Below are 24,579 nucleotides of genomic sequence, written 5' to 3'. Positions count from 1 at the left end.
ATGCCTGAAGCAGTCATCGTGTCCACGGCCCGCTCGCCGATCGGCCGCGCGCACAAGGGGTCGCTGACCACGATCCGGCCGGACGACCTCGCCGTACAGATGATCAAGGCGGCCGTCGACAAGGTCGGGCTGACCGGCGACCAGATCGAGGACCTCGCGCTCGGCTGCGCGGAGCCGCACGACGAGCACGGTGGCAACATGGCCCGCCGGGTCGCGGTCCAGCTCGGGTGGGACAACACGCCGGCGACGACGGTCAACCGGTTCTGCGCGTCGTCGACGCAGACCGCGCGGATGGCGTACCACGCGATCAAGTCCGGTGAGGGCGACATCTTCGTCAGCGCCGGCGTCGAGTGCGTCTCGCGGTACAAGAACTTCGGCTCGGCCGGGGTCGGCGATCCGAGCTCGTTCAACGAGGTCTTCACCGACGCGGTCGCGCGGACCGAGAAGTACGCAGAGACCAACGACACCTGGCACGACCCGCGCGCGGACGGGCAGATCCCGGACATCTACATCGCGATGGGGCAGACCGCGGAGAACGTCGCGACGCTGCGCGGGATCACCCGGGCCGAGCAGGACGTGTTCGGCGTACGTTCGCAGAACCTGGCGGAGAAGGCGATCGGCAACGGGTTCTTCGAGCGCGAGATCGTCCCGGTGACGCTGCCGGACGGCACTGTCGTGAGCAAGGACGACGGCCCGCGGGCGGGGACCACGCTCGAGGGCGTGAGTGGGCTGAAGCCGGTGTTCCGTCCTGACGGCACGGTCACGGCCGGCAACTGCTGCCCGCTGAACGACGGTGCGGCCGCGGTCGTGATCATGAGCGACACCAAGGCTCGTGAACTCGGCCTGACTCCGCTCGCACGGATCGTGTCGACCGGTGTCAGCGGGTTGTCGCCGGAGATCATGGGCCTCGGTCCGGTCGAGGCGTCGAAGCAGGCGCTGGCGCGGGCCGGGATGAGCATCAACGACATCGACCTGGTCGAGATCAACGAGGCGTTCGCGGTCCAGGTGATCGGGTCGGCGCGGGAGCTCGGCATCGACGAGGACAAGCTGAACGTGCACGGCGGCGCGATCGCGCTCGGCCACCCGTTCGGTTCGACCGGTGCGCGGATCATGACCACGCTGGTCAACGGTCTGCAGTTCGAGGACAAGCAGTTCGGCCTCGAGACGATGTGCGTCGGCGGCGGTCAGGGGATGGCGATCGTTCTCGAGCGCCTCAGCTGATGGGCCTGGACGGCCGAACGGCGATCGTCACCGGAGCGTCCCGCGGTATCGGGTTGGCGATCGCGCAGCGCTTGGTGGCCGACGGCGCTCGCGTCGTCATCACCGGCCGGACGCAGGAGACGCTCGACGAGGCGGTCAAGACGTTGGGCGGCCGGAAGCACGCGCTGGCTGTGGCAGGCAAGGCGGCCGACCCGACGCACCGGGGCGCGACCGTGGCCGCGGCGGTGGCGACGTACGGGTCGGTGGATTTACTCGTGAACAACGCTGGCATCAATCCGATCTACGGGAAGCTGCTGGACGTCGACCAGACGGTCGCGGCCAAGATGGTGGACACCAACGTGCTAGCCGCGATCGCCTGGGTGAAGGCCTGCCGGGACGCGTGGATGCGCGCCCACGGCGGGGCCGTCGTCAACCTGTCCTCGGTGGCCGGTCTGGGGCCGTCGCCGGGCATCGGGTGGTACGGCGCGACCAAGGCGATGCTGTCCCGGGTCACGCAGGAGCTGGCCGTCGAGCTGGCTCCGGAGATCCGGGTGAACGCCGTGGCTCCGGCGGTGGTGAAGACCAAGTTCGCCGGAGCGCTCTACGAAGGGCGTGAGGACAAGGTGGCCGCGACGTACCCGCTGGGTCGGCTGGGCCGGCCGGAGGACGTCGCCTCGCTGGTGTGGTTCCTGTTGTCCGACGAGGCGTCGTGGATCACCGGCCAGACCATCACCATCGACGGCGGCCTGATGCTGAACGGCGGGATCGCTTAGAGCTGCTGGCTAGGGCTGGCGGCCCAGCCAGCCGGCCAGCTGGTCGTACGGCGACGCGTCGGCGGGCACCTGTACTACCGGGCCGAACGGCACATGCCCGCCGCGCTGCTCGGCCGGGACCGACTGGCGCACCATCGGAAGCACCTGTGTCGCCAGAGCGTCTTCCAGCTGGTCGAGACGCCCGGTGGCCTTCGCCAGGTCCCAGGAGTGCGTGGTGAGCTCACCTGTGTACGCAGCGATCGCAGCTGCGCCGGGCAGGGTGCCCCACGGCAGCTTGCAGGTGACGCCGAGTACTGCGTCGTCGGTCACGGTGTCGTCCAGTGCCGCCCGGCGTTCCTTCCAGGCGGCCGGTATGTCGTCGAGTCCGGTGGTGACGACGGGGATGGTCAGCGGGTCGCCGCCGTTCAGAGCGAGGTCGATGCGCGCGACGACGGTCAGCAGGTGTCCCAGCAGCGTGCGGACGTCGTACTCGTCGCAAGGTGTCGGTAGGTCGAGGTCGTCGGGTCCGGTGGTGTTGACGAGCTGCTGGGTCTGGTCGAGGGCGCGGACGAACAGTGCACGTGGGTCGTAGGTCATGGAGACAGCTTCAGGGGTTATATACGACATCTTCTGTCGCATATTGTTGATGGCATGCGAGCGGACCGGTTGCTGCAGATCATCCTGTTGCTGCAGCGGCATGAGCGGTTGAGTGCGCGGGACCTTGCCGAGCGGCTGGAGGTGTCGTCGCGGACGGTCATGCGTGACATGGAGGCGTTGTCCGCGGCCGGCGTACCCGTGTATTCCGAGCGGGGGCGTAACGGGGGTTGTGTGTTGCTGCCCGGGTACCGCGCCGATGTGAGTGAGCTGACGCCGCGGGAGGCGCAGGCGCTGTTCGCGTGGTCGGGACGGGCTGCGTTGTCGGAGGAGCTGGGGCTGCAGGATGCGCTGCACTCGGCGATGGGGAAGCTGTCCGCGACGTTGCCGGTGGAGCTGCAGGGGGACGCGGACGCGTTGTCCGGTGCGATCGTCGTGGACCGACGGCGGTGGTTCGCGGAGGTAGAGGACACCGGTGCGTTGCCCGTACTGCGGCAGGCGGTCGTCAAGCGCAGACGGGTGCGACTGCGGTACGCGTCGGCGAGTGAGGGCGTTCAGCAACGAACCGTGGACCCGTGGGGGCTCGTCGAGCAGGCGGGGCGGTGGTACCTCGTTGCGGCGCATCGTGGGGCCGCGCGGATGTACCGGGTGTCGCGGGTCGAGCAGGCCGACGTACTCGACGAGGTGGCGGAACGGCCTGACCGGTTGGACGTCCGTGCCGAGTGGGAGCGGCTGCGGTCCGGTCTCGAGCGGCAGGTACCCGTCGGGGTCGACGTGCTGGTCCGGGTACGGCCGGAGAAGGTGGAGCTGATTCGGCGCATCGCCTCACCGATGCTCGCCAAGGGGGAGGTAGCGCGGCACGTGCCGTCGGACGACGAGTGGCCGCACCTGCGATTGCACTTCCGGGTCCGAGAGGCGGCGTCCGGCGTACTGCTCGGATTCGCCGGCGACCTGGAGGTACTAGAACCGGCCGACCTGCGAGCGCGGATGCTGGAGCTGGCCCAGGCCGCGGTGACGACGTACGGCTGAAATGCGGACGCCCCGCCGCCGGTGACCCCGTCGCGTGGAACCACGATGGCACTTCCGGCGGTCGGGGCATTCAGTCCGACAGCACCGCGTCACTCTAATACGAGTTCGGTGCACATCCGAATCACGGGACTCGCGCGATCACGTCTCTCTTAATGCGTGGCGTAGGTACGGCGCGCTGGCTATGGTCCGGGAGCATGACGACTCGGGCGGTAGTGCGGCAGGCGGTGGCGGACGACGCCGAGGCAGTGGCAGCGGTACGAGGGGTGGTGGCGCCGTACAAGGTCATGTCGCCGGCGGCGACGCGGCACATGCTCACCGTCCAGTCGCCGGGGGAGCGGTTCCTCCCGCTGGTCGCCGAACGCGACGGCGAGGTCGTCGCCTGGTCGTCAGCTGGCCTGGACGTCTGGACGAGCGAGCCGGGTCAGGCCCACCTGAGCATCTACGTACACCCGGAGTACCGCAAGCAGGGCATCGGGAGCGAGCTCGCCGAGCGACTGCACCAGCACCTCACCGAGGTCGGCGCGATCCGGGTGCGGACGTTCGTACAGCCCGACGGTCTCGAGTTCGCCCGCAACCTCGGGTACGACGGGACGCGGCAGATGCACTTCTCCGGCGTCGAGTTGACGTCGTTGCCCGAGCAGCCGGAGACGCCCGAGGGGATCGAACTCGTCGCGTTCGACAGCGTTGATCCGCATGCGGCGTACACGGCCGACGCGATCGCCTCGCTGGACGAGCCGAGCGATTCGCCGCTGGACGCGGTCGACTACGACAAGTGGCTGGCGGAGATCTGGAACGGTCCGGCGCTGGACAAGTCGCTCAGTGTCGCGGCGATGGCCGGCGACGAGATGGCGGCGTTCACCGCGGTCGAGACGCACGGTGACCGGATGTGGTCGGGCATGACCGGCACGATTCCCGGGTACCGCGGGAGAGGGCTGGCGAAGCTGGTGAAGTCGATCGCTCTACGGCGCGCGGCGGCCGCCGGGATCGCTTCGGCGTACACGTCCAACGACGACGAGAACGGGCCGATGCTTGCCATCAACAACTGGCTCGGCTACCGGCGGGTGCAGACCGAAATGGGCCTGCTCAGAACCCTCTGAGACAGAGCTGTAATCCGTTTCCTTCCGGTATGCACCTGAAAGGACGTTACCTTCCGGGGGACTTCGTCGTTGGAGTTCCCAAGGAGTTCGGATGGAGATCAGGGCAGCGGGTCCGGGGGATGTCGACGCAGCGGTGGCGATGCATGATGCACTCGTTCCGTATCTGGTGATCACGCGCAGTGCATTGACCCGCCGGCTGGCGACGCCGGCCGGCGTCGGGCGCGGGTCGTTCGCGGCGGTCGAGGACGGTGGCCTGGTGGGCTGGGCGTCGAGCGGACTGATCGGCGGATCGGACCCGCTGGACGGCGAGCTGCGGGTGCTGGTCCGGCCGGAGTACCGCGGTCGCGGTATCGGCACGAGCTTGCTGGAGGCAACGCACGCGGACCTGCGGGCGGCCGGGGCAACCTCGGCGCGCGTGTTCGCAGACCCGGGCAGTGTCGAATGGGCGGCGCGGTTCGGTTACCGGCAGACCCGGCAGGTGCACTACGCGGGCATCGACCCGCGCAAGGCGCCGGACCTTCCCGAGGTCCCGAGCGAGGTGGAAGTGGTCCCGTTCACCGAGGTCGATCCGCGGTTGCTGCACCCCGCCGACGAGGTTGCCCAGCGCACCAAACCGGGCGATGCAAAGATCTCCTCCCAGCCGTACGACGAATGGCTCGCCGACATCTGGAACTCACCGGACCTGCTGCGCGCCGTGAGCGTCGCCGTCAAGCACGAGGGCCGGATCATCGCGTTCACCCGTAACCACGGCGACGGCACCAAGATCTGGTCGAGGATGACGTCGACGTTGCCGGAGTTCCGCGGCCGAGGCCTCGCCAAGCTGGTCAAGACCGCCGCGCTGCGCCGCGCCGCCGCTGCCGGTGTGGAGGGCGCTTACACCGCCAACTACGACGGCAACGCGCCGATGCTCGCGGTCAACGATTGGCTCGGCTACCACCGCATCGCCACCCACGCGGTGCTGATCTGCCCCCTCTGACACACCGTTACGTCCGAAGAACTGCGCAGAGGTCCCGCGACTTCTTCGGACGTAACGGGTCAGGGGACGAGCAGTACGACGGTTTCCGCGACGCAGGCCGGCTTCGTGGAGTTCTCGAGTTCGATCACCCAGTTGAGGGACACCTGGATGCCTGCCGGGGTCTGCACCGCGTTGGCGATCGAGGCGCCGGCGCGGACGCGGCTGCCGACCGGGACTGGGGCGGGGAAGCGGACCTTGTTGACGCCGTAGTTGAGCTTCGCGGTCACACCCTCGACCTTGAACAGTTCCTCGCCGAAGCGCGCAATCAGGCTCAACGTCAGGTAGCCGTGCGCGATCGTCCCGCCGTACGGACCCTTGGCAGCCCGCTCGACGTCGACATGGATCCACTGGTGGTCACCGGTCGCCTCGGCGAACTGGTTCACCTGCTCCTGGGTGATCTCCAGCCACTCGGTCTCGCCGAGCGGCGTACCGACCGCGTGCACCACCTCGTCGACGCCGTCGAACGTCTGCGGCATGTCGGGTCCCCCTCAGTTCCGTGGTCCGCCGGCGACGTACAGGACCTGGCCGGACACGAAGCCGGCCTCCTCGCTGCAGAAGAACGACGCCGCGGCGGCGATGTCCTCCGGCTTGCCGGTCCTGTTCACCGGGATGGTTGCCGCGGTCGCCTTCTTGAACTCCTCGAAGTCCACGCCGACCCGGGCCGCGGTGGCCGCGGTCATGTCGGTCTCGATGAAGCCCGGCGCGATCGCGTTCGCGGTGACGCCGAACTTGCCCAGCTCGATCGCGAGCGTCTTCGCCAGACCCTGCAGACCGGCCTTCGCGGACGCGTAGTTCGCCTGGCCGCGGTTACCGAGCGCCGAGGTCGACGAGAGGAAGACGAGCCGTCCGTACTTGGCCTCGACCATGTGCGCCTGGCAGGCCTTCGACATCAGGAAGCTGCCCTTGAGGTGCACCGACATGACCGTGTCCCAGTCGTCCTCGGACATCTTGAACAGCAGGTTGTCCCGCAGTACGCCGGCGTTGTTGACCAGGATCGTCGGCGCGCCGAGCTCCGCGACCACCCGCTCGACCGCGGCCGCGACCTGGTCGGACTTGCTGACGTCGGCGCCGACGCCGATCGCCTTGCCGCCGGCCCCGGTGATCGCCTTCACGGTCGCCTCGCAGGCGCCCTCGTCGAGGTCGATGACCGCGACGGCGTTGCCGTCCGCCGCGAGCCGCTGCGCGACGGCCGCGCCGATACCCCGGGCCGCCCCGGTCACGATCGCCACCCGCTGCTGCTCGCTCATCAACCACTCCAATCGATGCACTGGTCTGCCTGGGGATGACATTACCCACGGTCAGTCACCGGGGAAGTGCCCCGGATGACATGATCGTCGTGTGGATCATCACAACCGCCACGTCTACCACTGCCCGCTGCGCTGGGGAGACATGGACGCGCTCGGCCACGTCAACAACGGCCGGTACGTCGACTATCTCCAGGACGCCCGCGTCGATTTCCTGTTCCGGACCGCCAAGGAGCTCGGCGCCGACACCCTCGACACCGGCCTGCTGGTGGCCCGGCACGAAGTGCAGTACCGCGCGCCGCTGCACTTCCGGCCCGAACCGGTGCGGATCGAGCTCTGGATCAGCGAGATCCGGGCCGCGTCGTTCACGGTCGACTACGAGATCCTCGACGCCGAACCGGAACGCCGTACCTATGTCGAGGCGAAGACCAAGCTGGTCCCGTTCGACTTCGCGGCCAACCGCCTGCGCCGGATCAGCCCGGTCGAGCGCGAGGCCCTGCAGAAGCTGGTGGGCGCCTGATGTACACACACCCGGTGCTGGTCCGGTGGTCGGACATCGACTCGTACGACCACGTGAACAACGTGCGGTACTTCGACTACCTGCAGGAGGCCCGGATCGCGTTCCTCGGGCAGGTCATGGAGACCACAGGCGACTTCTTCGCGCAGTACCCGTGCGTGCTGGTCAGCCAGACCGTCGACTACCTGCGGCCGATCCTGCTACGGCACCCGCCGTACGACGTGGATGTGTGGATCGCGTCCGTCGGTACGTCGTCGTACACGCTCGGCTCGCGGATAGTCGACCGCAGTGGTGAGTCCGACGACGTGTACGCGAAGGCGGAGTCGGTGATCGTCGCCGTGGACGGTACGACGCACGCGAAACGAGCCCTAGGCGACGTCGAACGGGCAGCCCTGCTCAAGCACGTTGTGACGCCTTGAGAGACTAGAGCGGACATGACTGAGCAGCAGAGCTTCTACGACGCCGTCGGTGGGGCGGACACCTTCCACCGATTGGTGGCAGCGTTCTACCGCGGTGTTGCCGCCGACCCCGAGCTGCGGGCGCTGTACCCGGAGGAGGATCTCGGCCCGGCCGAGGTGCGCTTCCGGATGTTCCTGGAGCAGTACTGGGGCGGCCCCAAGACGTACTCCGAGCAGCGCGGGCACCCCCGGCTGCGGATGCGGCACGCCCCGTTCGCCGTCACCCCGAGCGCACGGGACCGGTGGCTCGGCCACATGCGGGCCGCACTCGACGAGATTGCCCTGTCCCCGGAGCGGGACGAGGAGATCTGGCGTTACATGGTGATGGCCGCGCACAGCATGGTGAACACCGACGAACCGCAGTACCCGGGCGCACTCGACGTGTCCGGCCGCTGAACCCCTCTTCTAAGGAGACAACACGAGCATGGCTACCACTCGTACGGCGAAGGCGCACTGGGAAGGCTCGCTGATGGAGGGCGCCGGTCAGGTCGCCCTGGAGTCGTCCGGTGTCGGCACGTATGACGTCACCTGGGCCTCCCGCGCGAACGACGCCAACGGCAAGACCAGCCCGGAAGAGCTGATCGCGGCCGCGCACTCCACCTGCTTCTCGATGGCCCTGTCGCACGCCCTGGCCGGTGCGGGCAACCCGCCGGCGTCGATCGACACCCAGGCCGACGTGACCTTCCAGCCGGGTGAGGGCATCACCGGCATCAAGCTGTCCGTGAACGGCAACGTCCCGGGCCTGACCGCCGACGAGTTCGCCGAGTTCGCCGAGGGCGCCAAGAAGAACTGCCCGGTCTCCCAGGCCCTGTCCGCCGTCCCGATCACCCTGGACGTCACCTTCACCGCCTGACACCTGAACCGCAGCGTCCGGCGAGCCCAGTGCGGCTCACCGGACGCTGTGCGTTTCAGCCGCGATACTGCGCGATCACCTTGGTGAAGTCGTACGCCTTCTGGGAGACCCCGCTGCACGAGTCGCCGTCGCCGCCGCCCGAGCACGGCCGGTCGCGGTTGACCGACCAGAACGTGAACCGGGCCAGGTGGTGCTGCTGCGCGTACGACAGCAGCGTCTTGAAGTCCTGCAGCCGGACGGTCTCGCCCGCGTCGTCGGTCTTGCCGTTCATCGACGAGATGCCCATCCGCCGGTACGCCGCGTCGTCGGAGTACCCGTACGCGCTCTTGAGCTTCTTCTTCAGCCCCTCGGACGCCTTGATCGACAGCGTCGCCATGGTGGTCGACCCGCCGCCGAAGTCGAACGGCATCAGCACCCAGCCGTCGTTCGCGAGCCCGGCGGAGGCCGCCTTGTCGATCAGCCCGGTGCCCCACGAGTCGGGCCCGCTCTGGTCGGTGCCCATCGTGATGTAGGTCTTCAGGACGGCATTCTTGGACTTCACGATCTTCAGGGCGTCGACTACCCGCTGCTGTACGGCGTTGTTGTGGAACTCGGTGTCCTCGATGTCGATGTCGATCGCCTTCAGCTTGTAGGCGTCGATCACCTTCTGGTACGCCCCGGCCAGTGCAGAGGCCGAGGTGCATTTCTCGCCGAGCTTGTTGCCGGACCAGCCGCCGAACGACGGGATCACGTCACCGCCCGCGGCGCGGATGCTGTTGATCGCCGACTGGTCGGAACCGCCGGTCAGCGCACGGTCGCCGTCCCACTTCGGGTTGCAGCCGCCGTCGGACAGCACGAACGCCAGCGTGAACCACTTGTTGCCGGCCGCCTTCATCACGTCGGTCGGCTTCTGCGGGTTGCCCCAGCCGAGATAGAGGTACGGCGCCGCCGGCATGGCGGCGGGGTCGGCGGCCTGCACGTGCTCCGTGCTCGCCTGCGCGACGGCGGCGAAGCCGGTCGCCAGGCACACGGCGGTCACCGCGCTCACGAGGATCTTCATGACTCTCCTTGGATCGGGGGCGGTCAGAGTCTTCGAATCAATAGGAAGGTTTCCTAATGATTCTGCTAGATCATGGTCCTCCGGTCGCGACCCGTCAACAGCTGAAATCTGTCGGTGGGGTCGAGCAGACTGTTTGCATGGTTGATGCCTTGCTCGAGAATCACCTCGCCTTCCTTGCCGCTCATCGCGGTTCGGTGCGACGGTCTGCCGAGGTGGTCGAGGTGGTGGGGGAGTCGGAGGAGTTCTCCGCGTGGATCCCGCTCTCGTCGGAGGTGGAGGTTCCGGCGGCGGCCAGGACAGTTCGTCTCGTGCCCGGGAGTGGGGAGGGCTGGGAAGACCGGCTGGTTGCGGCGGGGTTCGAGGCGGCCGAGGTGCTGGTGCACATGGAGGCTCCGGCTGGGTCAGCGGTTGGGGAGCCGGTGGAGCCGATCAGCTCCGAGGTGGACGCGCTGGGGTTCGCTGACGTGCAGTGTGCGGCGTTTCTCGAGGTGGGGGAGCCGGACTACGACTGGTGGCAGCAGATGTTCGTCAAGCGAGCCGTGCAGAACTACCGGGAGCCCGACCAGTCGCTCTACCTGCTCCGTGTGGACGGTGACCCGGCGTCGATCACGTTGGTACTGCGGACCGGGTCGGTCGCCGGTGTGTACGCGGTCGCGACCAAACCGCCGTACCGCGGCCGTGGTCTGGCGACGCGGCTGCTCGCGCAGGCGCGCCGGGACGCGGCCGGCGGGCGGCTCACCTTGCAGGTGGTCGAGGGCTCGGACGCCGAGCGCCTGTACCTCAGCCTTGGCTTTCGTCCTGCGTACCGCTCGCCACATTTTCGTCGGCCTTGATTTCTTCTCGCTCGGTGGCGGAGCCGACCCCGGAGGAGGCAGAGCTGTCCGGGTCGCGGGTGGTCAGGTTGCCGACCCGGAGCACCTCGCCGTTGCGGACGTACCAGGTGGTGCCGTCCTCGCCGCGCAGGGTGGTGATCCGCAGGCCGACCGCGACGACCACGCCGGTCGCCTTCTCCATGTCGATCAGGTCGCCGACGCCGTACTGGTCCTCGAAGATCATGAACACGCCGGCCAGGAAGTCCTTCACCAGCGTCTGCGCGCCGAACCCGAGCGCCACGCCGATGATGCTCGCGGACGCGATCACCGGCAGGATGTTGAAGCCGAGCTCGGCGAGCACCATCACCACCAGGACGGCGGTCAGCACGATCGTCACGATGCTGCTCAGCAGCGAGCCGATCGTCTTGGCGCGCTGGGCGCGGCGCTCGCTCGCGAGCGTGTTCTCGACGAAGTCCTGGCCGATCTTGGACTTCGACAGCACCCCCGCCACGGCGCCGTTCCCGGTCCGGCGGGCGAACTTCCGGATGAGCTTGTGCAGCAGCCAGCGGAGCACGACGAAACCGATGATCAGGCCGGCGATCCGGGCAGGCACGACCACGACCTGGTCGGTCAGCTCCAGCTTGCCGTCGTTGCCGGTCCGGAAGAACGTCGGAAAGGCGTTCGGAAGGCTCTGCAACGACGAAAACAGGGGGTGACTGACTAAGGACACAAGGTAGCTGGTCAGAATAGGCATCTCGCCGCCTGATGTTAGTAGGGCAGACAAGGAGACGGAAAAGCATGTCGAGCCGGCTGGACGACGAGCTTTCCAGGCTCGTGAGTGCTGGCGTGCTGCGCCAGTACCAGGCCGAATCGATCCGGGACGCCGCCGACGCTGAGATCGACGCGGCGCTCGCCGACCCTGGCCGCCCACGTCCGCAGCATGAGCCTGCCGGGCCTGAGCCGGCCAAGCCTAAGTCGCCGCCGGCCACGGTCCACAGCAGCGCGCTGGTGGAGGTGCTCGGCTACATCGGCGGCGCGCTGCTGCTCGGTGCGGTCGCGCTCCTGACCTTGGCGAACTGGGGCGAAATGGGCCGCGCCGCGCGGATCACCACCGGTACGGCGGCCGCGGTCGTCCTGCTCGGTTCAGCCGTCGTACTGGCGCTGCTGCGGCGCCGGGAACAGCTGAGTTCGGCGCTCGCCGCGCTGGGGTGTTGCGTGGCCGGGTTCGCGACGTTCGTGGCGGTCGAGGGAGAGGCCGGACGGGTCGTCGGGGTGTTGGTCGCGCTGGCGCTGGCCGCCGGCGGGTTGTGGTGGCTGAAGGAGCCTTCGTTGCTCGTGGCAACGTTCGGGATCCTGGCCGTGGGTGTGTTGGTGATCACGGCAGACGTCCTCACTCCGGACACGGGATCGGCTGCCAACAGCGCCGGGATCGCCGGGACCGGTTTCATCCTGGTCGCGTTCGTGTTCGCGATGCTCGGCCTGGTGCGCGATCAAGTGACGTCGTGGTCACTGGCCGGAGCCGCGATGTTCAGCTCCTCGATCTGCTGGCTGGTGCAGGAGCGCGGCGAGATCATGGCGCTCGCAGTCGGTACGGCGGGACCCGCGGCGTTGCTGGTCGCCTACGGGCGGACCCGGCGTCCGGCGTACGCCATGGTGGGCTGCGCGATCCTCCTGGTCATCTGGCCGACCGCCCTGTACCAGCTGACCGACAACCTGGCCGGCGTCGCGATCGGCCTCGTCGTAGCCAGCGCAGTCCTCCTGCTGGCTGTCCTGATGCTCAGCCGCCGTCGCTCGAACGAATAACGCAACGCGCGCCGTTTGGCCGTTGGTGCCGTTGATACGGCAGACTCGCTGGGGTGACAGCTCCTACTCCGGCCCTTGTCGAGCTAGCGGTTGCCCATGGCGTGGCGACGGAGTACTGGAACTGGCAGGGCGAGCATGTGGTCGTCTCCAGTGAGGTCGTGGCCGACGTACTCGCGGCACTCGGTGTAGACGCGTCGACACCTGAGAAGGCGGCCCTGGCGCTGGCAGAGCATCAGCAGGCGCGCTGGCGTCGTACGCTGCCCGCCACCGTGGTGATGCGGGAGGGCTGGACCCCGTGGTTCGCCGTACACCTGCCGCACGGGTCGTCGGCGGAGGTGTGGGTCGACCTCGAGGACGGCGGTCAGCGACGGGACATCCCGCAGCAGGACCACCTTGTCGAGCCGGAGTGGATCGACGGCGTACAGGTCGGTGAGGCGACGTTCCAGCTGCCGGGGGACCTGCCGCTCGGGTACCACCGGCTGTGTGCGCGGATCGGCACCAACCCGGAGATCTCGGTCAGCACGCTGATCGTGACGCCGCGGAAGCTGGAGCCGGAGAAGCTGCACCGGACGTGGGGCTGGGTGCTGCAGCTGTACTCCGTTCGCTCCCGGCGCTCCTGGGGCATCGGTGACCTGCATGACCTGGCCGACCTCGCCGCGTGGTCGGCGCACGACCTGGGCGCTGGCTTCGTACTGGTGAACCCACTGCACGCTGCTGAGCTGGCGGGCCGCATGGAGCCCTCGCCGTACCTGCCGGCCTCGAGGCGGTTCGCGAACCCGATCTACCTGCGGATCGAGGACATCGACGAGTACGGCGACCTGGCCCCGGCGGAACGCGACCGAGTCCGGACACTGGCGCTGCAGGCGCGGGCGCTGAGTGAGGACTCGACCGCGCTCGACCGGGACACGGTGTGGGCGGCCAAGCGTGAGGCACTGCAGGTGCTGTTCCGCGTGCAGCCGTCGGTGGGGCGGATCGCGGAGTACGGCGCGTACTGCGACCGGGAGAGCCAGGGGCTGATCGACTTCGCCACGTGGGCCGCGATCGCCGACGTCCACGGACCGGAGTGGAGCAAGTGGCCCGAGGAACTGCAGGAACCGACGTCACCGGAGGTTGTTGCCTTCCGCAACGAGAACCCGGATGCGGTGGAGTTCCACTGCTGGCTTCAGTGGCAGCTCGACGAGCAGCTGGCGCGGACCCAGGCTCGCGCGAAGGCGGCCGGCATGTCGCTGGGCGTCGTACACGACCTGGCCGTCGGCGTGCATCCGGATGGTGCGGACGCATGGGCGCTGCAGAACGTGCTGGCGCAGAACATCCACGTGGGTGCGCCGCCGGACGCGTTCAACCAGCAGGGTCAGGACTGGTCGCAGCCGCCGTGGCGGCCCAATGCGCTGGCTGAGACCGGGTACGCCGCTTGGCGGGACCTGGTGCGTGCGGTGATGAGGCACGGCGGCGGGCTGCGGATCGACCACATCCTCGGGATGTTCCGGCTGTGGTGGGTGACGTCATCGGAGCGGCCTACCGAGGGCACCTACGTGCGGTACGACCACGAGGCGCTGGTCGGGATCCTGGTGCTGGAGGCGCAGCGTTCCGGGGTGACGGTGATCGGCGAGGACCTGGGGACCGTAGAGCCGTGGGTGCGCGACTACCTGACAGAACGCGGCATCCTCGGTACGTCGGTGCTGTGGTTCGAGCGGGATGCCGACGGGAAGCCGCTGGCACCGGAGCGGTGGCGGGAGCTCTGCCTGGCCACTGTCACCACCCATGACCTGCCGCCGACCGCTGGGTACCTCGCCGGCGACCACGTGGAGCTTCGGAACCGCCTTGGTCTGTTGACTCGCCCCGTGGCCGAGGAGCTCGCTGTCGACGAGGCAGACCGTGACGCCTGGCTCAACGCGCTCCGCGAACGCCACCTGCTCAGCAACACCGACGGCGACGTAGCGCGGATCGTCGAGGCCATGCACCGGTACGTCGCTCACACGCCGGCGAAGCTCGTCGGTGTCGCGTTGACGGATGCCGTCGGAGAACGGCGTACCCAGAACCAGCCCGGCACCACGGACGAGTACCCGAACTGGCGGGTGCCGCTCGGCGGGCCGGAAGGCGAGCCCGTGTTGATCGAGGACCTGCCGAACAACCAGCGTCTGCGCCGCCTGATCGGTGCGCTGAATATCTAGCTTTCCGTATTCAACTGCTCACGAACCGTTGACAATAGATTCGAACGGTTGTTTTCTATTGAGCAGGAGAGGCGCCCTTCCTTCACTGTCCACCGCCCCAACAGTGCAGGAGTTCGCATGCCGCGAAAACGGAAACTCAGCATGGCTGGAATTGCTGTCGGAGCATTCGCTTTGACGATGGGTACGTCGGTTCCGCTCGCCTACGGTCACGGGTACACCACCGGGCCGACCAGCCGGGCCAAGAACTGTCAGGACGGGGTCGTCACGAACTGCGGGCAGATCCAATGGGAGCCGCAGAGCGTCGAAGGCCCCAAGGGCTTCCCGCAGAGCGGTCCCGCGGACGGGAAGCTCTGCTCGGCAGGGCTCGGTCAGTTCGCCGAACTGGACGACCAGCGCGGCGGGAGCTGGCCTGCCACGCAGCTCCAGGGCGGCCAGGGGTTCACGTTCTCGTGGCACCTGACCGCGGCGCACTCGACCACCGACTTCAAGTACTACCTGACCAAGCAGGGCTGGGATCCGACGCAGCCGCTGACCCGGTCCGCGCTCGACCTGAACCCGTTCCTCACCGTCGCCATGAACGGCGCCCGGCCGCCGAGCGACGTGTCGCACCCGGGCACGATCCCGACCGGCCGGACCGGACGGCACATGATCCTCGCGGTCTGGACGATCGCCGACACAGCCAACGCCTTCTACCAGTGTTCGGATGTTAATTTCTGATTCAACCTGAGGTTTCGGCAATATCTTTCTTGGGCAGTGCACTCCTTGAAATAACCGCCCCATCTTTCAAGGAGTGTCCCCATGAAGTCATTGCTCCGTCGCGTCGCCGTACCCCTCGTCGCCGTCATCGTCGGCCTGCTGCCCGGTGTGGTGGCAGTCGAGCAGGCGTCCGCGCTGACCAAGCTGACGCACTCGCAGGCGACCGCGATCTTCCGCGCCGCCGGGATCACCTGGTCGTCCAGCGGCAACTGCTCCGACTGGAACAACCCGACCTGTACGTCGTTCACGAACATCAACGACTCGACCGTCTACGGCGTACGGACGCTGAAGCAGGCGAGCGGGTGTGCGGTGAACATCACCGGCGGCACCGAGGTGGGTCACGCCAGCGGCACGTACAGCCACCGGAACGGGTACAAGGTCGACATCTCGAAGTACACGTGTGTCGGCAACTACATCCACAACACGTTCACCCGGATCGCCGACCGCGGCGATGGCGCGGCCCAGTGGCGGTCGGGCGCCGGCAACATTTACGCGGACGAGGGCAGCCACTGGGACATCACGTACTACAACTGCGGTGGCTGCTGACAAGAACAAAAGAACCGCGCTCCGCGCGGGCTGTGGTGGAGGACTGCGGCGGCTGCCGCGAAAAGGACCGCGCTTCGCGCGGGTTGTGGTGGAGGACTGCGGCGGCTGCCGCGAAAAGAACCGCGCTTCGCGCGGTTTGTGGTGGAGGAGTGCGGCGGCTGCTGTGGTGGAGGAGTGCGGTGGCTGCTGAGGACGAGGGGTGCGGCGGCTGGTGAGAGGTGTCGGGGACCTGGACGGGAGGGGCGGCGGCCTCTCCCGGTCCGGGGGTACTAGGCTTCGGGACGTGATTGTCGAATTGTCCGGGCACTCGTTGCTGGTGTTCGTCGGGATTCCTGTGCTGGTCGTCGCCGTGCTGGCGCTGCTGGTGTTCGCGTCGTCGATCGCGAACGGGCCGCGGTACCGTCCCGGCCTGTCCTGGTGGGCCCCGCCGGTCTGGATCAACGGACCGACGGCGACCAAGCCGGACCCCGCCAACCTGCCCGAGCTGCCTGAGCTCAACAGCGCGCCGGGTGCCACCGCGACTGCCGCCACCGGCGTCGCCCGCACGCTCGGAGGCGCAAGTGCCAGCTGGTGACGCATTCACCCCGGACCAGCTCTACGACATCGAGCGCGCGGTCCGGTACGCCGAGGAGACCTCCAGCCTGCACTTCTCGGTGTACGTCGGTGGCGCGGACTCGGAGACCCGTCCGTTCGCCATCGAGCTGCTGAACGAGCTGGACGACCCGGACCGCACGGTCCTGGTGTACGTCGACCCGGCCGGCCGGCGTCTCGAGATCGTCACCGGCGAGCTGGCCAAACGGCAGCTGTCCGACGCGTCCGCGGGCCTGGCCGCGCTGACGATGCAGACGTCGTTCGCGACCGGCGACCTCACCGGTGGTCTCGTCACCGGCGTACAGCAGCTGGGTACGCACGCGCATCTGGCGCCGATGCTGCACGCCAACGACGAGGCGCACAAGCTCTGACGTGGCCGCGCTGCAGCCGCATCGCATCGACCTGGGCGACGTAGTACTCCGCCCGTTCGTGGCATCCGACGAGCCTGCGGTGGCGCTGGCCCTGGAAGACCCCGGGATCCTCCGCTGGACCGCGGGTACGGCGGTGATCAGCTCACCCGCCGACAAACGTGCCCGCCGCTGGCTGGAGCCGCGCATCGACGGCTGGGCGCGCGGCAACGCCGTCTTCGCGGTCGCGGACAGCCAGACCGATCAGGTGATCGGCACCGTCACGCTCCGAGACGTCCACCGCGTGCCAGACCAGGCGGTCGCGGCGTACTGGGTCAGCCCACTGGCCCGGGGCCGTCGGCTGGGTGCTCGCGCTCTCGACGCGGCCGCGCGGTGGGGCTTCTCGTCCGACGGCCTGCGGCTGCACCGCATCTCACTCGACCATTCACTGGTCAACGAGGGGTCGTGCCACGTCGCACTGCGCGCCGGGTTTCAACTGGAGGGCGTGATGCGCGACTACTACGTCGAGCCGACAGGGCAGCGGCATGACTCGCACCTGCACGCCCGGCTCGCGACAGACGCCGTACCTGACCTAGTGCCTCAGCCAGCTGGTTCGTAGGTCGGGCAGGCGCTCTGGTACGCCGCCTGCGTGCGCGGGTCCAGGCACAGGTTGAGGATCTGCTCCGAGGACGTACCGGGGCCGAGGTACACGACCCAGGTGCCGGTGACCGGTGCCAGCGAGCTGTTGGTGATGCCGGGGTACTGGCCGTTGACCAGCATGGCCTTCGCCGGGATACCGGCCCGCGTGATCTTGGTTGCGGTGTCCTTGGCCATCTGACCCGCGTCGGCCGGGTACTTGTCCAGCATCGCGATCCACTGACCCTGCTTGAACTTCGGTGAGGTCGGACCGGTGTCCACCGCCGGCGGTGTGGTCGTCTGAGCCTTCGCAGAGGGGTTAGGCGCCGCAGCGGACGCCGGCGGCTTCCGGTCCGCCTTCGTGGCGTCTCCGGTGGCACTGGGAGTCGGCTCGGCCGGTGCGGCGGCGCCGGTGTCGGTGCCTGAACCCATCCGCAGCCCGTCGGCCGGGGAATCCGACGCCGTACCTCTGGTGAGGATGAACGCGAACACCGCGACCATCGCCAGGCTGGCCACGATCGCCGCTCCGATGGCACTGTGCGAACGCTGTGCCTTCCGCGGGCGGACTTCGGGCGCGCTCCGCCCGGCCGCCGGCCGCTGCTGTTTCCGGGCAGCCCGAGCGGGTGGCTTGCGGTGGTCGACGCGTGTCACGGCAAGGGCCCCTCCCCAGACACCCTGGATGGATATATCCGGTGCAGCTTAAACCGAACCACCCGGTAAGTGAGCCTCTCTCAGGTGGCGAGAATCTCTTTCTCCACAAGGGAATCGCGCACCGCGCACGGCCCCTCACGATGCGCCGACGAGCAATCGTTTGACCCTCACCGAACGCAGTCGGACGTCGACCCTAGGTGCCGGAGGGGATTCCGTTGGGGTTCGGTTCGGGGCGGGTGTCCAGGGCGTCGTCGAGCCAGGAGTCGACGTCGACGTCACCGGAGAGGATGTGTTTCACGTACGCCGTGCGCTCGTGGCTGAGGACCTCCAGCTCCCACACGCACGGGGCAGCGCCGATCGGTGCCGGCCGGAGGTCGTCGACGTCCAGGCCGCTGAAGATGCTGAGACGGGACTGGAAGTCCTTCGCCCAGCTCTGCACCACCAGGTAGATGCCGTCGTCGCCGAGGTGCAGTACGACGACGCCGAGTCCGACGGCACCCATCGCGTCGTCGAACTCGAGCTGCCGCGTGGCCGTGCTGCGGGCGAGCTCGACCATCTGGTCGTCCCACTGCCTTCCGCGCGCCGTCACGACGTACGGCTTCACCAAGCGGTTGGCGTAGCGCCAGGGCATCAGTGGGGTGACGGGGCGGGGTCGGTACGCGTCTGCGAGTCCGGTCAGCGCAACAGCTGCCGCACCGGCCAGGGCAGGGTCAGAGGCGGGCATCGCCTCAGTCTCCACCACCCCGGGTCCTTACGTCCGAAGAACTGTGGTCCAGGACCCTCACTTCTTCGGACGTAAGGGGGATGAGTGGTCAGGCGACGTCGTCCTGTGCTTGCGCGGCGATGGCGCGGGTCAGGTCTGCCTGGGCCTCGGTGACGTACCGGAGCGTCGGAGCGTCCACGGACGACGACTCCGCGGCCAGCCAGCCGGTTAGCGCGTCGAGCGCCGCCTGGTCGGCCAGGTGCCGCGGCGACAGGTACACCAGCACGTTCTCGCCCATCGACGAGCCCAGCCGGGTGTACACGTCCTTGGCCGCGTTCAGGTACTTGTCGACGTACGGCCGCAGCAGGTCCTCCTGGCCCGGCTGCTGGAAGCCGAGGATGGTCCGGAACTGCGTCTCGTTCGGGGTGTCCTCGGACTCGACGGCGATCCGCCAGGCCTCTTCCTTCGCCTCCACGGTCGGCCGGGCGGCACGCGCCTGGGCGGCCCGCTCCTGACCGGTGATCGTGGTGTCGCGGGTGAGCTCGTCGTCGATCTCGTCCGCGCCGACGCGGCCGAGCCGGGACAGTGCCACGATCAGCGTCCACCGCAGGTCGGTGTCGACGACCAGGCCCTCCGGCAGGTCGCGACCCTCCAGCCAGCCCGCGAGCCGGTCGGCACCGGCGTCCGAGAAGACCGCCGAGCTGTAGGCCCGGACGAACGCGAGCTGGTGGTCGCTGCCCGGCTCGGAGCCGGCCACCAGACCAGCCAGCTCCTCCTCGAACTGCGCGCGCAGAGCGGGCCGGTTCTGAGGTGCGGCGTACTGGTTGATGGCGCTGCTCGCCTGGTTGAGCAGGGAGCGGACGCCGGTCAGGTCGGTCTCGGCCCGGATGCCGCGCAGCACGATGCCGACGTACTGGCTGGCCGGCATCTCCGCGTCCCGGGTCATGTCCCACGTCGAGCCCCAGGCGAGCGCCCTCGGCAGCGACTCGGTGAGCTGGTCGATCGACTCCACCAACGTGGCCCGCGACCGCTCGTCCAGCCGGATCTTGGCGTAGGTGAGGTCGTCGTCGTTCAGTAGCACCAGGTCCGGCTGCGTCGCGCCGGTCAGCTCCGGGAGGTCGGTCCGCGGTCCGTCGATGTCCACCTCGAACCGCTCGGTCCGGACCAGGCCCTCGTCAGTACGCCGGTACAGGCCGACCGCCAGCCGGTGCGGACGCAGTACCGGGAACTTCTCGGTCGCGGTCTGCTCGATCGCGAACGAGGTGAAGGCGCCGGCGGAGTCGACGGTGAAGTCGGCGCGCAGCGTGTTCACACCGGCGGTCCGCAACCACCGCTCGGTCCAGTCGTCAAGGTCGCGCCCGGACGCCTTCTCCAGCGGCTTCAGCAGGTCGGTCAGCTCGGTGTTGCCGAACGCGTGGTCGTGGAAGTACTCCTTCAGTGCGGTGACGAACGTCTCCTCACCGACGAAGGCGACCAACTGGCGCAGCGTCGACGCGCCCTTGGCGTAGGTGATGCCGTCGAAGTTCACCTCGACCGCGTGGAAGTCGATCATGTCGGCCGCGATCGGGTGCGTCGACGGCAACTGGTCCTGCCGGTATGCCCAGTTCTTGCGGGCGTTGCAGAACGTCGTCCACGCGTCGGAGTACTTCGTCGTCGCGACCACCTGCGCCCAATGGCTGGCCCACTCGGCGAACGACTCGTTCAGCCACAGGTCGTCCCACCAGGTCATCGTCACCAGGTCGCCGAACCACATGTGCGCCAGCTCGTGCAGCACCGTGTTGGCGCGGGCCTCGAGCTCCGCGTGCGTCGTACGGCTGCGGAACAGGTACTCGTCCCGCAGCGTCACACAGCCCGCGTTCTCCATCGCGCCCATGTTGTACTCCGGCACGAAGGCCTGGTCGTACTTGTGGAACGGGTACGGCGTACCGAACGCCTCCTCGAACAGCGCGAAGCCCTGCTTGGTGACCTCGAACAGGTCCTCGACGTCCAGCGCCTCCTTCAGCGACGGACGGCACAGCAGCGACAACGGGTACGTCCCGTGCGGACCCTCGTACACATCCGTCACGACGTGGTACGGACCCGCGACGACCGCGGTGATGTACGTGGAGATCCGCTCGGTCGGCGGGAACTCCCAGCGGGCCAGCTCCTCGCCGTTCTCGCCCGCGTACGGCGTGGGCTCGGGCGTCGGGGCGTTCGAGATGACGACCCAGCGGGCCGGTGCGGAAACGGTGAACGTGAACGGGGCCTTGAGGTCGGGCTGCTCGAAGGTGGCGAACACCCGGCGGGCGTCCGGCACCTCGAACTGGGTGTAGAGGTAGGTCTCCTTGTCGGCCGGGTCGACCGAGCGGTGCAGCCCTTCACCGGTCCGCGAGTACAGGCAGTCCGCCGCCACGGTGAGCACGTTGCGCTCGGCCAGCCCGTCGAGCTGGATGCGGGCGCCGTCGTACACCTCGTCCGGGTCGAGGGCGACGCCGTTCAGCGTCACCTCGCGGACCTTGTCCGCGATCAGGTCGGCGAAGGTGCTCGCGCCGGCGGTGGCCGCGAACGTGATGGTGGTCACCGACGGGTACGTCGGAGCGCCACTGGGGGCGTTGGCCAGATCGAGCTCGATGGCGTAGCTCACGTCACTGACCACGCCCGCACGGGAACGCGCCTCGTCGCGCGTCAGGTTGGTTCCAGGCATGTCCGCATCCTATGCACCTGGATCTCGCCTTCGCCGAGGGTTTCCCCCCGACATTGGGTATTGGATACCGAGTCGGTATAACCGTTGTTTCAACTTTGTATGATGGTGAATATGACTGCCTCTGCCGATTTCTGGTTCGACCCGGCCTGCCCCTGGGCCTGGATGACGTCCCGCTGGATGCTCGAGGTCGAGCAGGTCCGGGATGTGACGACGACCTGGCACGTGATGAGCCTGGCCGTCCTGAACGACGGCCGCGACGAGCTGAACGAGAAGTACAAGAGCTTCCTGGTGAACGCCTGGGGCCCCGTCCGCGTGCTGATCGCCGCCGAGCAGGCGCACGGCAACGAGGTCCTGCTGCCGCTCTACACGGCGCTGGGCAAGCGGATCCACGTCGAGGGCCGCGGCATCGGCGACGGCAAGGGTGACGTGGTCAAGGAGGCACTCGAGGAGGTCGGCCTGCCCGCCTCGCTGATCGAGGCCGCGGACACCGACCGGTACGACGACGCGCTGAAGAAGTCGCACCACGCCGGCATGGACCAGGTCGGCATGGAGGTCGGTACGCCGGTGATCTCGGTGGAAGGCACCGCGTTCTTCGGCCCGGTGGTGACGCCGGCGCCCAAGGGTGAGGCGGCCGGAAAGCTCTGGGACGGCGTCCGCCTGGTGGCCGGCACCGAGGGTTTCTTCGAGATCAAGCGCACCCGGGACCGCGGCCCGATCTTCGATTGACGGTTCAGGGCTTGCTCTGGAGCCGTCCGGGCGGTGAAAGTTACTCACTCAGGAATCCGTCCAGTTGTGAGTAGGTTTCGCATGACCTTGACCGCAGGCATCGCCGTGTTCGACCGCGAGGCAGGGCAGTTCGTCCACCAGCAGGACGCCGATCAGCAGTTCCGGTCGGCGTCGGTGGTGAAGCTGCTGATCGCGCTCGACTTCTTCTGGGACCGCGGTCCGGAGTACGACGTACCGCCCGCGGACCGGGAGCGGCTCCAGGTGATGCTGCGGAGCAGTGACGACGACGCAGCGAGCTACTACTGGGAGCAGCTCGGCGGTGCGGCCCTTGTCGACCGCATGGTCGAGCGGCTCGGTCTGACGCACACGGCCGGCCCGCCGGCCAGTCACCCGGGCTTCTGGGGGTACGTCGCGATCACTGCCGCCGACACGGTGCGGATCTACCGCTACCTGCTGGAGGACGCTCCGCTGCCCGTACGCGAGTACGTGATGGGACAGCTGCACCAGGCGACCCGCTACGGCACTGACGGCTTCGACCAGTACTTCGGGATCGCATCGGTCTTCGAGGAGGGTTACAGCATCAAACAGGGCTGGTCCGGGTTCCACGGGTCCAGCGGGTACCGGTCCGACAAGGAGAAGCCACAGTCCGTGGTTGACCTGGTCAACGACGCCCTGCACACCACGGGCACCGTCGGGCCGGACGACCGGGTCATCATCGCGGTATTCACGCTCCACGCGAGCGGTACGCCGTACGAGCAGGCCTATGCCGCTGTCACGGAGCTGACTGCGGCCCTGAGCGTGCCGGGCGGCGTACACGTGCAGACGGCTGCCAAGTAGATTGCGGCCATGCGAGTGCACATCGGCTCCGACCATGCCGGCTTCGAACTCAAGAACCACCTGGTGCAGCACCTGACCGCTGCCGGGCACGACGTCGCGGACCACGGTCCTGCGGTGTACGACGCCGTCGACGACTATCCGCCGTACTGCCTGCGCACCGGACAGGCAGTGGTCGACGAGCCGGGCAGTCTGGGCATCGTGATCGGTGGCTCGGGCAACGGCGAGCAGATCGCCGCGAACAAGGTGAAGGGGGTCCGGGCGGTGCTCGCCTGGAGCACCGACACCGCACGCCTCGGCCGCGAGCACAACAACGCCAACGTGATCAGCGTCGGCGCCCGCATGCACTCCGAGGAGGAGGCCACCGGGTTCGTCGACACGTTCCTGGCGACCGACTACTCCGGCGAGGAGCGGCACACCCGCCGGATCGACATGCTGTCGAACTACGAGTCGACCGGCGAACTCCCGCCACTGCCCTGATCGGCCTGCTCGTCCGCGTCGGTCTTCGGCACCACCGGCCGCCGTACGACGGGCTGCCGCGGACGGGACACGTCACGAGCCCGCATACTCCGCCCCGTGCCAACCACGGCCGGCGTGGGTGTCTTGGAACCACCTGTCGTCCCCATAAGAGGTAATGATGCCTGAAGGACATACGCTGCACCGCCTGGCGAACGATGTGTGGGATGCGTTCGGTGGTCGCCTGGTTCGGGCGTCGAGTCCGCAGGAGCGGTTCGTCGAGGGGGCGGCGTTGCTCGACGGGCACTTGCTGCGGCAGACCGAGGCCCACGGCAAGCACTTCCTGGCCGACTTCGAGGGTGCGGGCTGGCTGCACATCCACCTTGGGCTGATCGGGAAGATGGACATCCGTCCGGCGCCGGTGCCCGAGCCCGTCGGTCAGGTCCGGCTCAGGCTGCAGAACGCGACGGCGTACGCCGATCTGCGCGGCGCCACCGTGTGCGAGGTGATCACCGACGAGGAACGCGACAAGCTGCTCGGGCGGCTTGGTCCGGACCCGCTGCGGGACGACGCGGATCCGGACCTGGCATGGAAGCGGATCCACCGTAGCAAGCTGCCGATCGGTCAGCTCCTGATGAACCAGGACGTGCTGAGCGGCGTCGGCAACGTGTACCGCGCCGAGGTGCTGTTCCGGGCCAAGCTGAACCCGATGACACCCGGCAACGTCGTGAAGAAGCGCGAGTGGCAGGGCATGTGGGACGACCTGCTCGCCCTCATGAAGTACGGCGTGGAGACCGGCCGGATCGACACCGTTGCCGACGACCACACTCCGGAGGCGATGGGACGTGACGCGCGCAGGGACGACCACGGCGGTGAGGTGTACGTGTACCGGCGCCAAGGGCAACGGTGCTACGTCTGTCACTCGGTGATTCGCACGAAGATCCTCGCGGGCCGTAACTTGTTCTGGTGTCCCAAATGCCAGCGAACCGGACTCACTCGCAAGAGCTGAAGCCCATCAGTTGTGTTGCGAATTGATGCGCGGACCGATCGGTACCGTTATCTTCTT

Annotated in this window: 29 protein-coding genes; 21 read left to right on the top strand and 8 right to left on the bottom strand. The window is 68.2% G+C overall.

The annotated features are described in order from the left end of the window. Both ACWF0M_RS04935 and ACWF0M_RS04930 read left to right on the top strand, forming a co-directional pair. Positions 1–1,221, top strand: coding sequence for an acetyl-CoA C-acetyltransferase (locus ACWF0M_RS04935; protein ID WP_452234284.1), 1,221 nt, complete (start codon positions 1–3; stop codon positions 1,219–1,221). Then, on the top strand, positions 1,221–1,973 hold the full coding sequence (locus ACWF0M_RS04930; RefSeq protein WP_452234283.1) for an SDR family oxidoreductase: 753 nt from the start codon (positions 1,221–1,223) through the stop codon (positions 1,971–1,973). The genes ACWF0M_RS04935 and ACWF0M_RS04930 overlap by 1 nt, the downstream gene beginning before the upstream one ends. Positions 1,974–1,982: 9 nt before the next feature. Here the strand turns inward: ACWF0M_RS04930 and ACWF0M_RS04925 are convergent, their stop codons facing one another. Then, entirely contained in the window at positions 1,983–2,549 is a 567-nt protein-coding gene (locus ACWF0M_RS04925; protein ID WP_452234282.1) for a TIGR03086 family metal-binding protein, read from the bottom strand. Positions 2,550–2,603: 54 nt separating this feature from the next. Here ACWF0M_RS04925 and ACWF0M_RS04920 point away from each other — a divergent pair, with 54 nt between their 5' ends. The 3 genes from ACWF0M_RS04920 to ACWF0M_RS04910 all read left to right on the top strand — a co-directional run bounded on the left by ACWF0M_RS04920 (position 2,604) and on the right by ACWF0M_RS04910 (position 5,648). Beyond that, entirely contained in the window at positions 2,604–3,575 is a 972-nt protein-coding gene (locus tag ACWF0M_RS04920) for a helix-turn-helix transcriptional regulator (protein ID WP_452234281.1), read from the top strand. A 194-nt stretch (positions 3,576–3,769) separates the two neighbouring features. Beyond that, a complete protein-coding gene (locus ACWF0M_RS04915) occupies positions 3,770–4,672 on the top strand; it encodes a GNAT family N-acetyltransferase (RefSeq protein WP_452234280.1) in 903 nt (300 codons plus the stop codon). A gap of 91 nt (positions 4,673–4,763) precedes the next feature. Further along, positions 4,764–5,648 (top strand): N-acetyltransferase family protein, encoded by an 885-nt coding sequence (locus ACWF0M_RS04910; RefSeq protein WP_452234279.1) that lies wholly within the window; start codon positions 4,764–4,766, stop codon positions 5,646–5,648. Positions 5,649–5,707: 59 nt separating this feature from the next. On the opposite strand, the gene ACWF0M_RS04905 is transcribed toward ACWF0M_RS04910, so the two are convergent. Both ACWF0M_RS04905 and ACWF0M_RS04900 read right to left on the bottom strand, forming a co-directional pair. Next, positions 5,708–6,163: a MaoC family dehydratase gene (locus ACWF0M_RS04905; RefSeq protein ID WP_452234278.1), complete on the bottom strand. Its 456-nt coding sequence runs from the start codon at positions 6,161–6,163 to the stop codon at positions 5,708–5,710. Between the two features lie 12 nt (positions 6,164–6,175). Continuing rightward, complete coding sequence (locus ACWF0M_RS04900; RefSeq protein WP_452234277.1) at positions 6,176–6,934, bottom strand: SDR family oxidoreductase; 759 nt, start codon at positions 6,932–6,934, stop codon at positions 6,176–6,178. A 91-nt stretch (positions 6,935–7,025) separates the two neighbouring features. On the opposite strand from ACWF0M_RS04900, the gene ACWF0M_RS04895 reads away from it, so the two are divergent. The 4 genes from ACWF0M_RS04895 to ACWF0M_RS04880 are packed head-to-tail and all read left to right on the top strand — an operon-like array spanning position 7,026 to position 8,759. Beyond that, a complete protein-coding gene (locus ACWF0M_RS04895; RefSeq protein WP_452234276.1) occupies positions 7,026–7,451 on the top strand; it encodes an acyl-CoA thioesterase in 426 nt (141 codons plus the stop codon). Then, the gene (locus ACWF0M_RS04890) at positions 7,451–7,867 is read left to right on the top strand and encodes an acyl-CoA thioesterase (RefSeq protein ID WP_452234275.1); all 417 of its coding nucleotides are present in this window, start codon (positions 7,451–7,453) and stop codon (positions 7,865–7,867) included. The genes ACWF0M_RS04895 and ACWF0M_RS04890 overlap by 1 nt, the downstream gene beginning before the upstream one ends. Positions 7,868–7,882: 15 nt before the next feature. Next, the gene (locus ACWF0M_RS04885; protein ID WP_452234274.1) at positions 7,883–8,302 is read left to right on the top strand and encodes a globin; all 420 of its coding nucleotides are present in this window, start codon (positions 7,883–7,885) and stop codon (positions 8,300–8,302) included. Positions 8,303–8,330: 28 nt separating this feature from the next. Then, a complete protein-coding gene (locus ACWF0M_RS04880) occupies positions 8,331–8,759 on the top strand; it encodes an OsmC family protein (RefSeq protein ID WP_134119220.1) in 429 nt (142 codons plus the stop codon). A 55-nt stretch (positions 8,760–8,814) separates the two neighbouring features. On the opposite strand, the gene ACWF0M_RS04875 is transcribed toward ACWF0M_RS04880, so the two are convergent. Continuing rightward, a complete protein-coding gene (locus ACWF0M_RS04875) occupies positions 8,815–9,798 on the bottom strand; it encodes a chitinase (RefSeq protein ID WP_452234273.1) in 984 nt (327 codons plus the stop codon). Between the two features lie 137 nt (positions 9,799–9,935). Between ACWF0M_RS04875 and ACWF0M_RS04870 the strand changes: the two genes are divergently transcribed. Continuing rightward, positions 9,936–10,631 (top strand): GNAT family N-acetyltransferase, encoded by a 696-nt coding sequence (locus ACWF0M_RS04870; RefSeq protein WP_452234272.1) that lies wholly within the window; start codon positions 9,936–9,938, stop codon positions 10,629–10,631. Here the strand turns inward: ACWF0M_RS04870 and ACWF0M_RS04865 are convergent. Beyond that, positions 10,579–11,307, bottom strand: coding sequence for a mechanosensitive ion channel family protein (locus ACWF0M_RS04865; RefSeq protein ID WP_452234271.1), 729 nt, complete (start codon positions 11,305–11,307; stop codon positions 10,579–10,581). The two genes, ACWF0M_RS04870 and ACWF0M_RS04865, sit on opposite strands and share 53 nt — an antisense overlap. A gap of 101 nt (positions 11,308–11,408) precedes the next feature. On the opposite strand from ACWF0M_RS04865, the gene ACWF0M_RS04860 reads away from it, so the two are divergent. The 7 genes from ACWF0M_RS04860 to ACWF0M_RS04830 all read left to right on the top strand — a co-directional run bounded on the left by ACWF0M_RS04860 (position 11,409) and on the right by ACWF0M_RS04830 (position 17,443). Then, entirely contained in the window at positions 11,409–12,413 is a 1,005-nt protein-coding gene (locus ACWF0M_RS04860) for a hypothetical protein (protein WP_452234270.1), read from the top strand. Positions 12,414–12,466: 53 nt separating this feature from the next. Then, positions 12,467–14,584: a 4-alpha-glucanotransferase gene (gene malQ / locus ACWF0M_RS04855; RefSeq protein WP_452234269.1), complete on the top strand. Its 2,118-nt coding sequence runs from the start codon at positions 12,467–12,469 to the stop codon at positions 14,582–14,584. Positions 14,585–14,725: 141 nt separating this feature from the next. Continuing rightward, positions 14,726–15,301 (top strand): lytic polysaccharide monooxygenase auxiliary activity family 9 protein, encoded by a 576-nt coding sequence (locus tag ACWF0M_RS04850; protein ID WP_452234268.1) that lies wholly within the window; start codon positions 14,726–14,728, stop codon positions 15,299–15,301. 81 nt (positions 15,302–15,382) lie between these two features. Further along, a complete protein-coding gene (locus tag ACWF0M_RS04845) occupies positions 15,383–15,886 on the top strand; it encodes a hypothetical protein (RefSeq protein ID WP_452234267.1) in 504 nt (167 codons plus the stop codon). A gap of 283 nt (positions 15,887–16,169) precedes the next feature. Next, on the top strand, positions 16,170–16,460 hold the full coding sequence (gene ctaJ / locus ACWF0M_RS04840; RefSeq protein ID WP_452234266.1) for an aa3-type cytochrome oxidase subunit CtaJ: 291 nt from the start codon (positions 16,170–16,172) through the stop codon (positions 16,458–16,460). Continuing rightward, positions 16,447–16,848 (top strand): DUF5130 family protein, encoded by a 402-nt coding sequence (locus ACWF0M_RS04835; protein ID WP_452234265.1) that lies wholly within the window; start codon positions 16,447–16,449, stop codon positions 16,846–16,848. The genes ctaJ and ACWF0M_RS04835 overlap by 14 nt, the downstream gene beginning before the upstream one ends. 1 nt (position 16,849) lies before the next feature. Next, positions 16,850–17,443: a GNAT family N-acetyltransferase gene (locus ACWF0M_RS04830; protein ID WP_452234264.1), complete on the top strand. Its 594-nt coding sequence runs from the start codon at positions 16,850–16,852 to the stop codon at positions 17,441–17,443. Here ACWF0M_RS04830 and ACWF0M_RS04825 read toward each other — a convergent pair. From ACWF0M_RS04825 to pepN, 3 genes are all read right to left on the bottom strand, one after another. Next, positions 17,425–18,111 carry a hypothetical protein gene (locus ACWF0M_RS04825; protein ID WP_452234263.1) on the bottom strand — a complete coding sequence of 229 codons (687 nt, stop codon included), beginning with the start codon at positions 18,109–18,111 and terminating at the stop codon, positions 17,425–17,427. The two genes, ACWF0M_RS04830 and ACWF0M_RS04825, sit on opposite strands and share 19 nt — an antisense overlap. A gap of 193 nt (positions 18,112–18,304) precedes the next feature. After that, entirely contained in the window at positions 18,305–18,835 is a 531-nt protein-coding gene (locus ACWF0M_RS04820) for a hypothetical protein (protein ID WP_452234262.1), read from the bottom strand. A gap of 88 nt (positions 18,836–18,923) precedes the next feature. Continuing rightward, positions 18,924–21,497 carry an aminopeptidase N gene (gene pepN, locus ACWF0M_RS04815; protein ID WP_452234261.1) on the bottom strand — a complete coding sequence of 858 codons (2,574 nt, stop codon included), beginning with the start codon at positions 21,495–21,497 and terminating at the stop codon, positions 18,924–18,926. Between the two features lie 111 nt (positions 21,498–21,608). Between pepN and ACWF0M_RS04810 the strand changes: the two genes are divergently transcribed. From ACWF0M_RS04810 to ACWF0M_RS04795, 4 genes are all read left to right on the top strand, one after another. Next, positions 21,609–22,223 (top strand): mycothiol-dependent nitroreductase Rv2466c family protein, encoded by a 615-nt coding sequence (locus tag ACWF0M_RS04810; RefSeq protein WP_452234260.1) that lies wholly within the window; start codon positions 21,609–21,611, stop codon positions 22,221–22,223. An 81-nt stretch (positions 22,224–22,304) separates the two neighbouring features. Further along, positions 22,305–23,060: a hypothetical protein gene (locus tag ACWF0M_RS04805; protein WP_452234259.1), complete on the top strand. Its 756-nt coding sequence runs from the start codon at positions 22,305–22,307 to the stop codon at positions 23,058–23,060. A 9-nt stretch (positions 23,061–23,069) separates the two neighbouring features. Continuing rightward, entirely contained in the window at positions 23,070–23,537 is a 468-nt protein-coding gene (locus ACWF0M_RS04800; RefSeq protein WP_452234258.1) for a ribose-5-phosphate isomerase, read from the top strand. A 157-nt stretch (positions 23,538–23,694) separates the two neighbouring features. Next, complete coding sequence (locus tag ACWF0M_RS04795) at positions 23,695–24,522, top strand: Fpg/Nei family DNA glycosylase (RefSeq protein ID WP_452234257.1); 828 nt, start codon at positions 23,695–23,697, stop codon at positions 24,520–24,522. Positions 24,523–24,579: the final 57 nt, after the last annotated feature.

It is taken from the genome of Kribbella sp. NPDC055110, from assembly GCF_053607525.1.
This window is presented reverse-complemented; position numbering and strand designations above follow the sequence as displayed.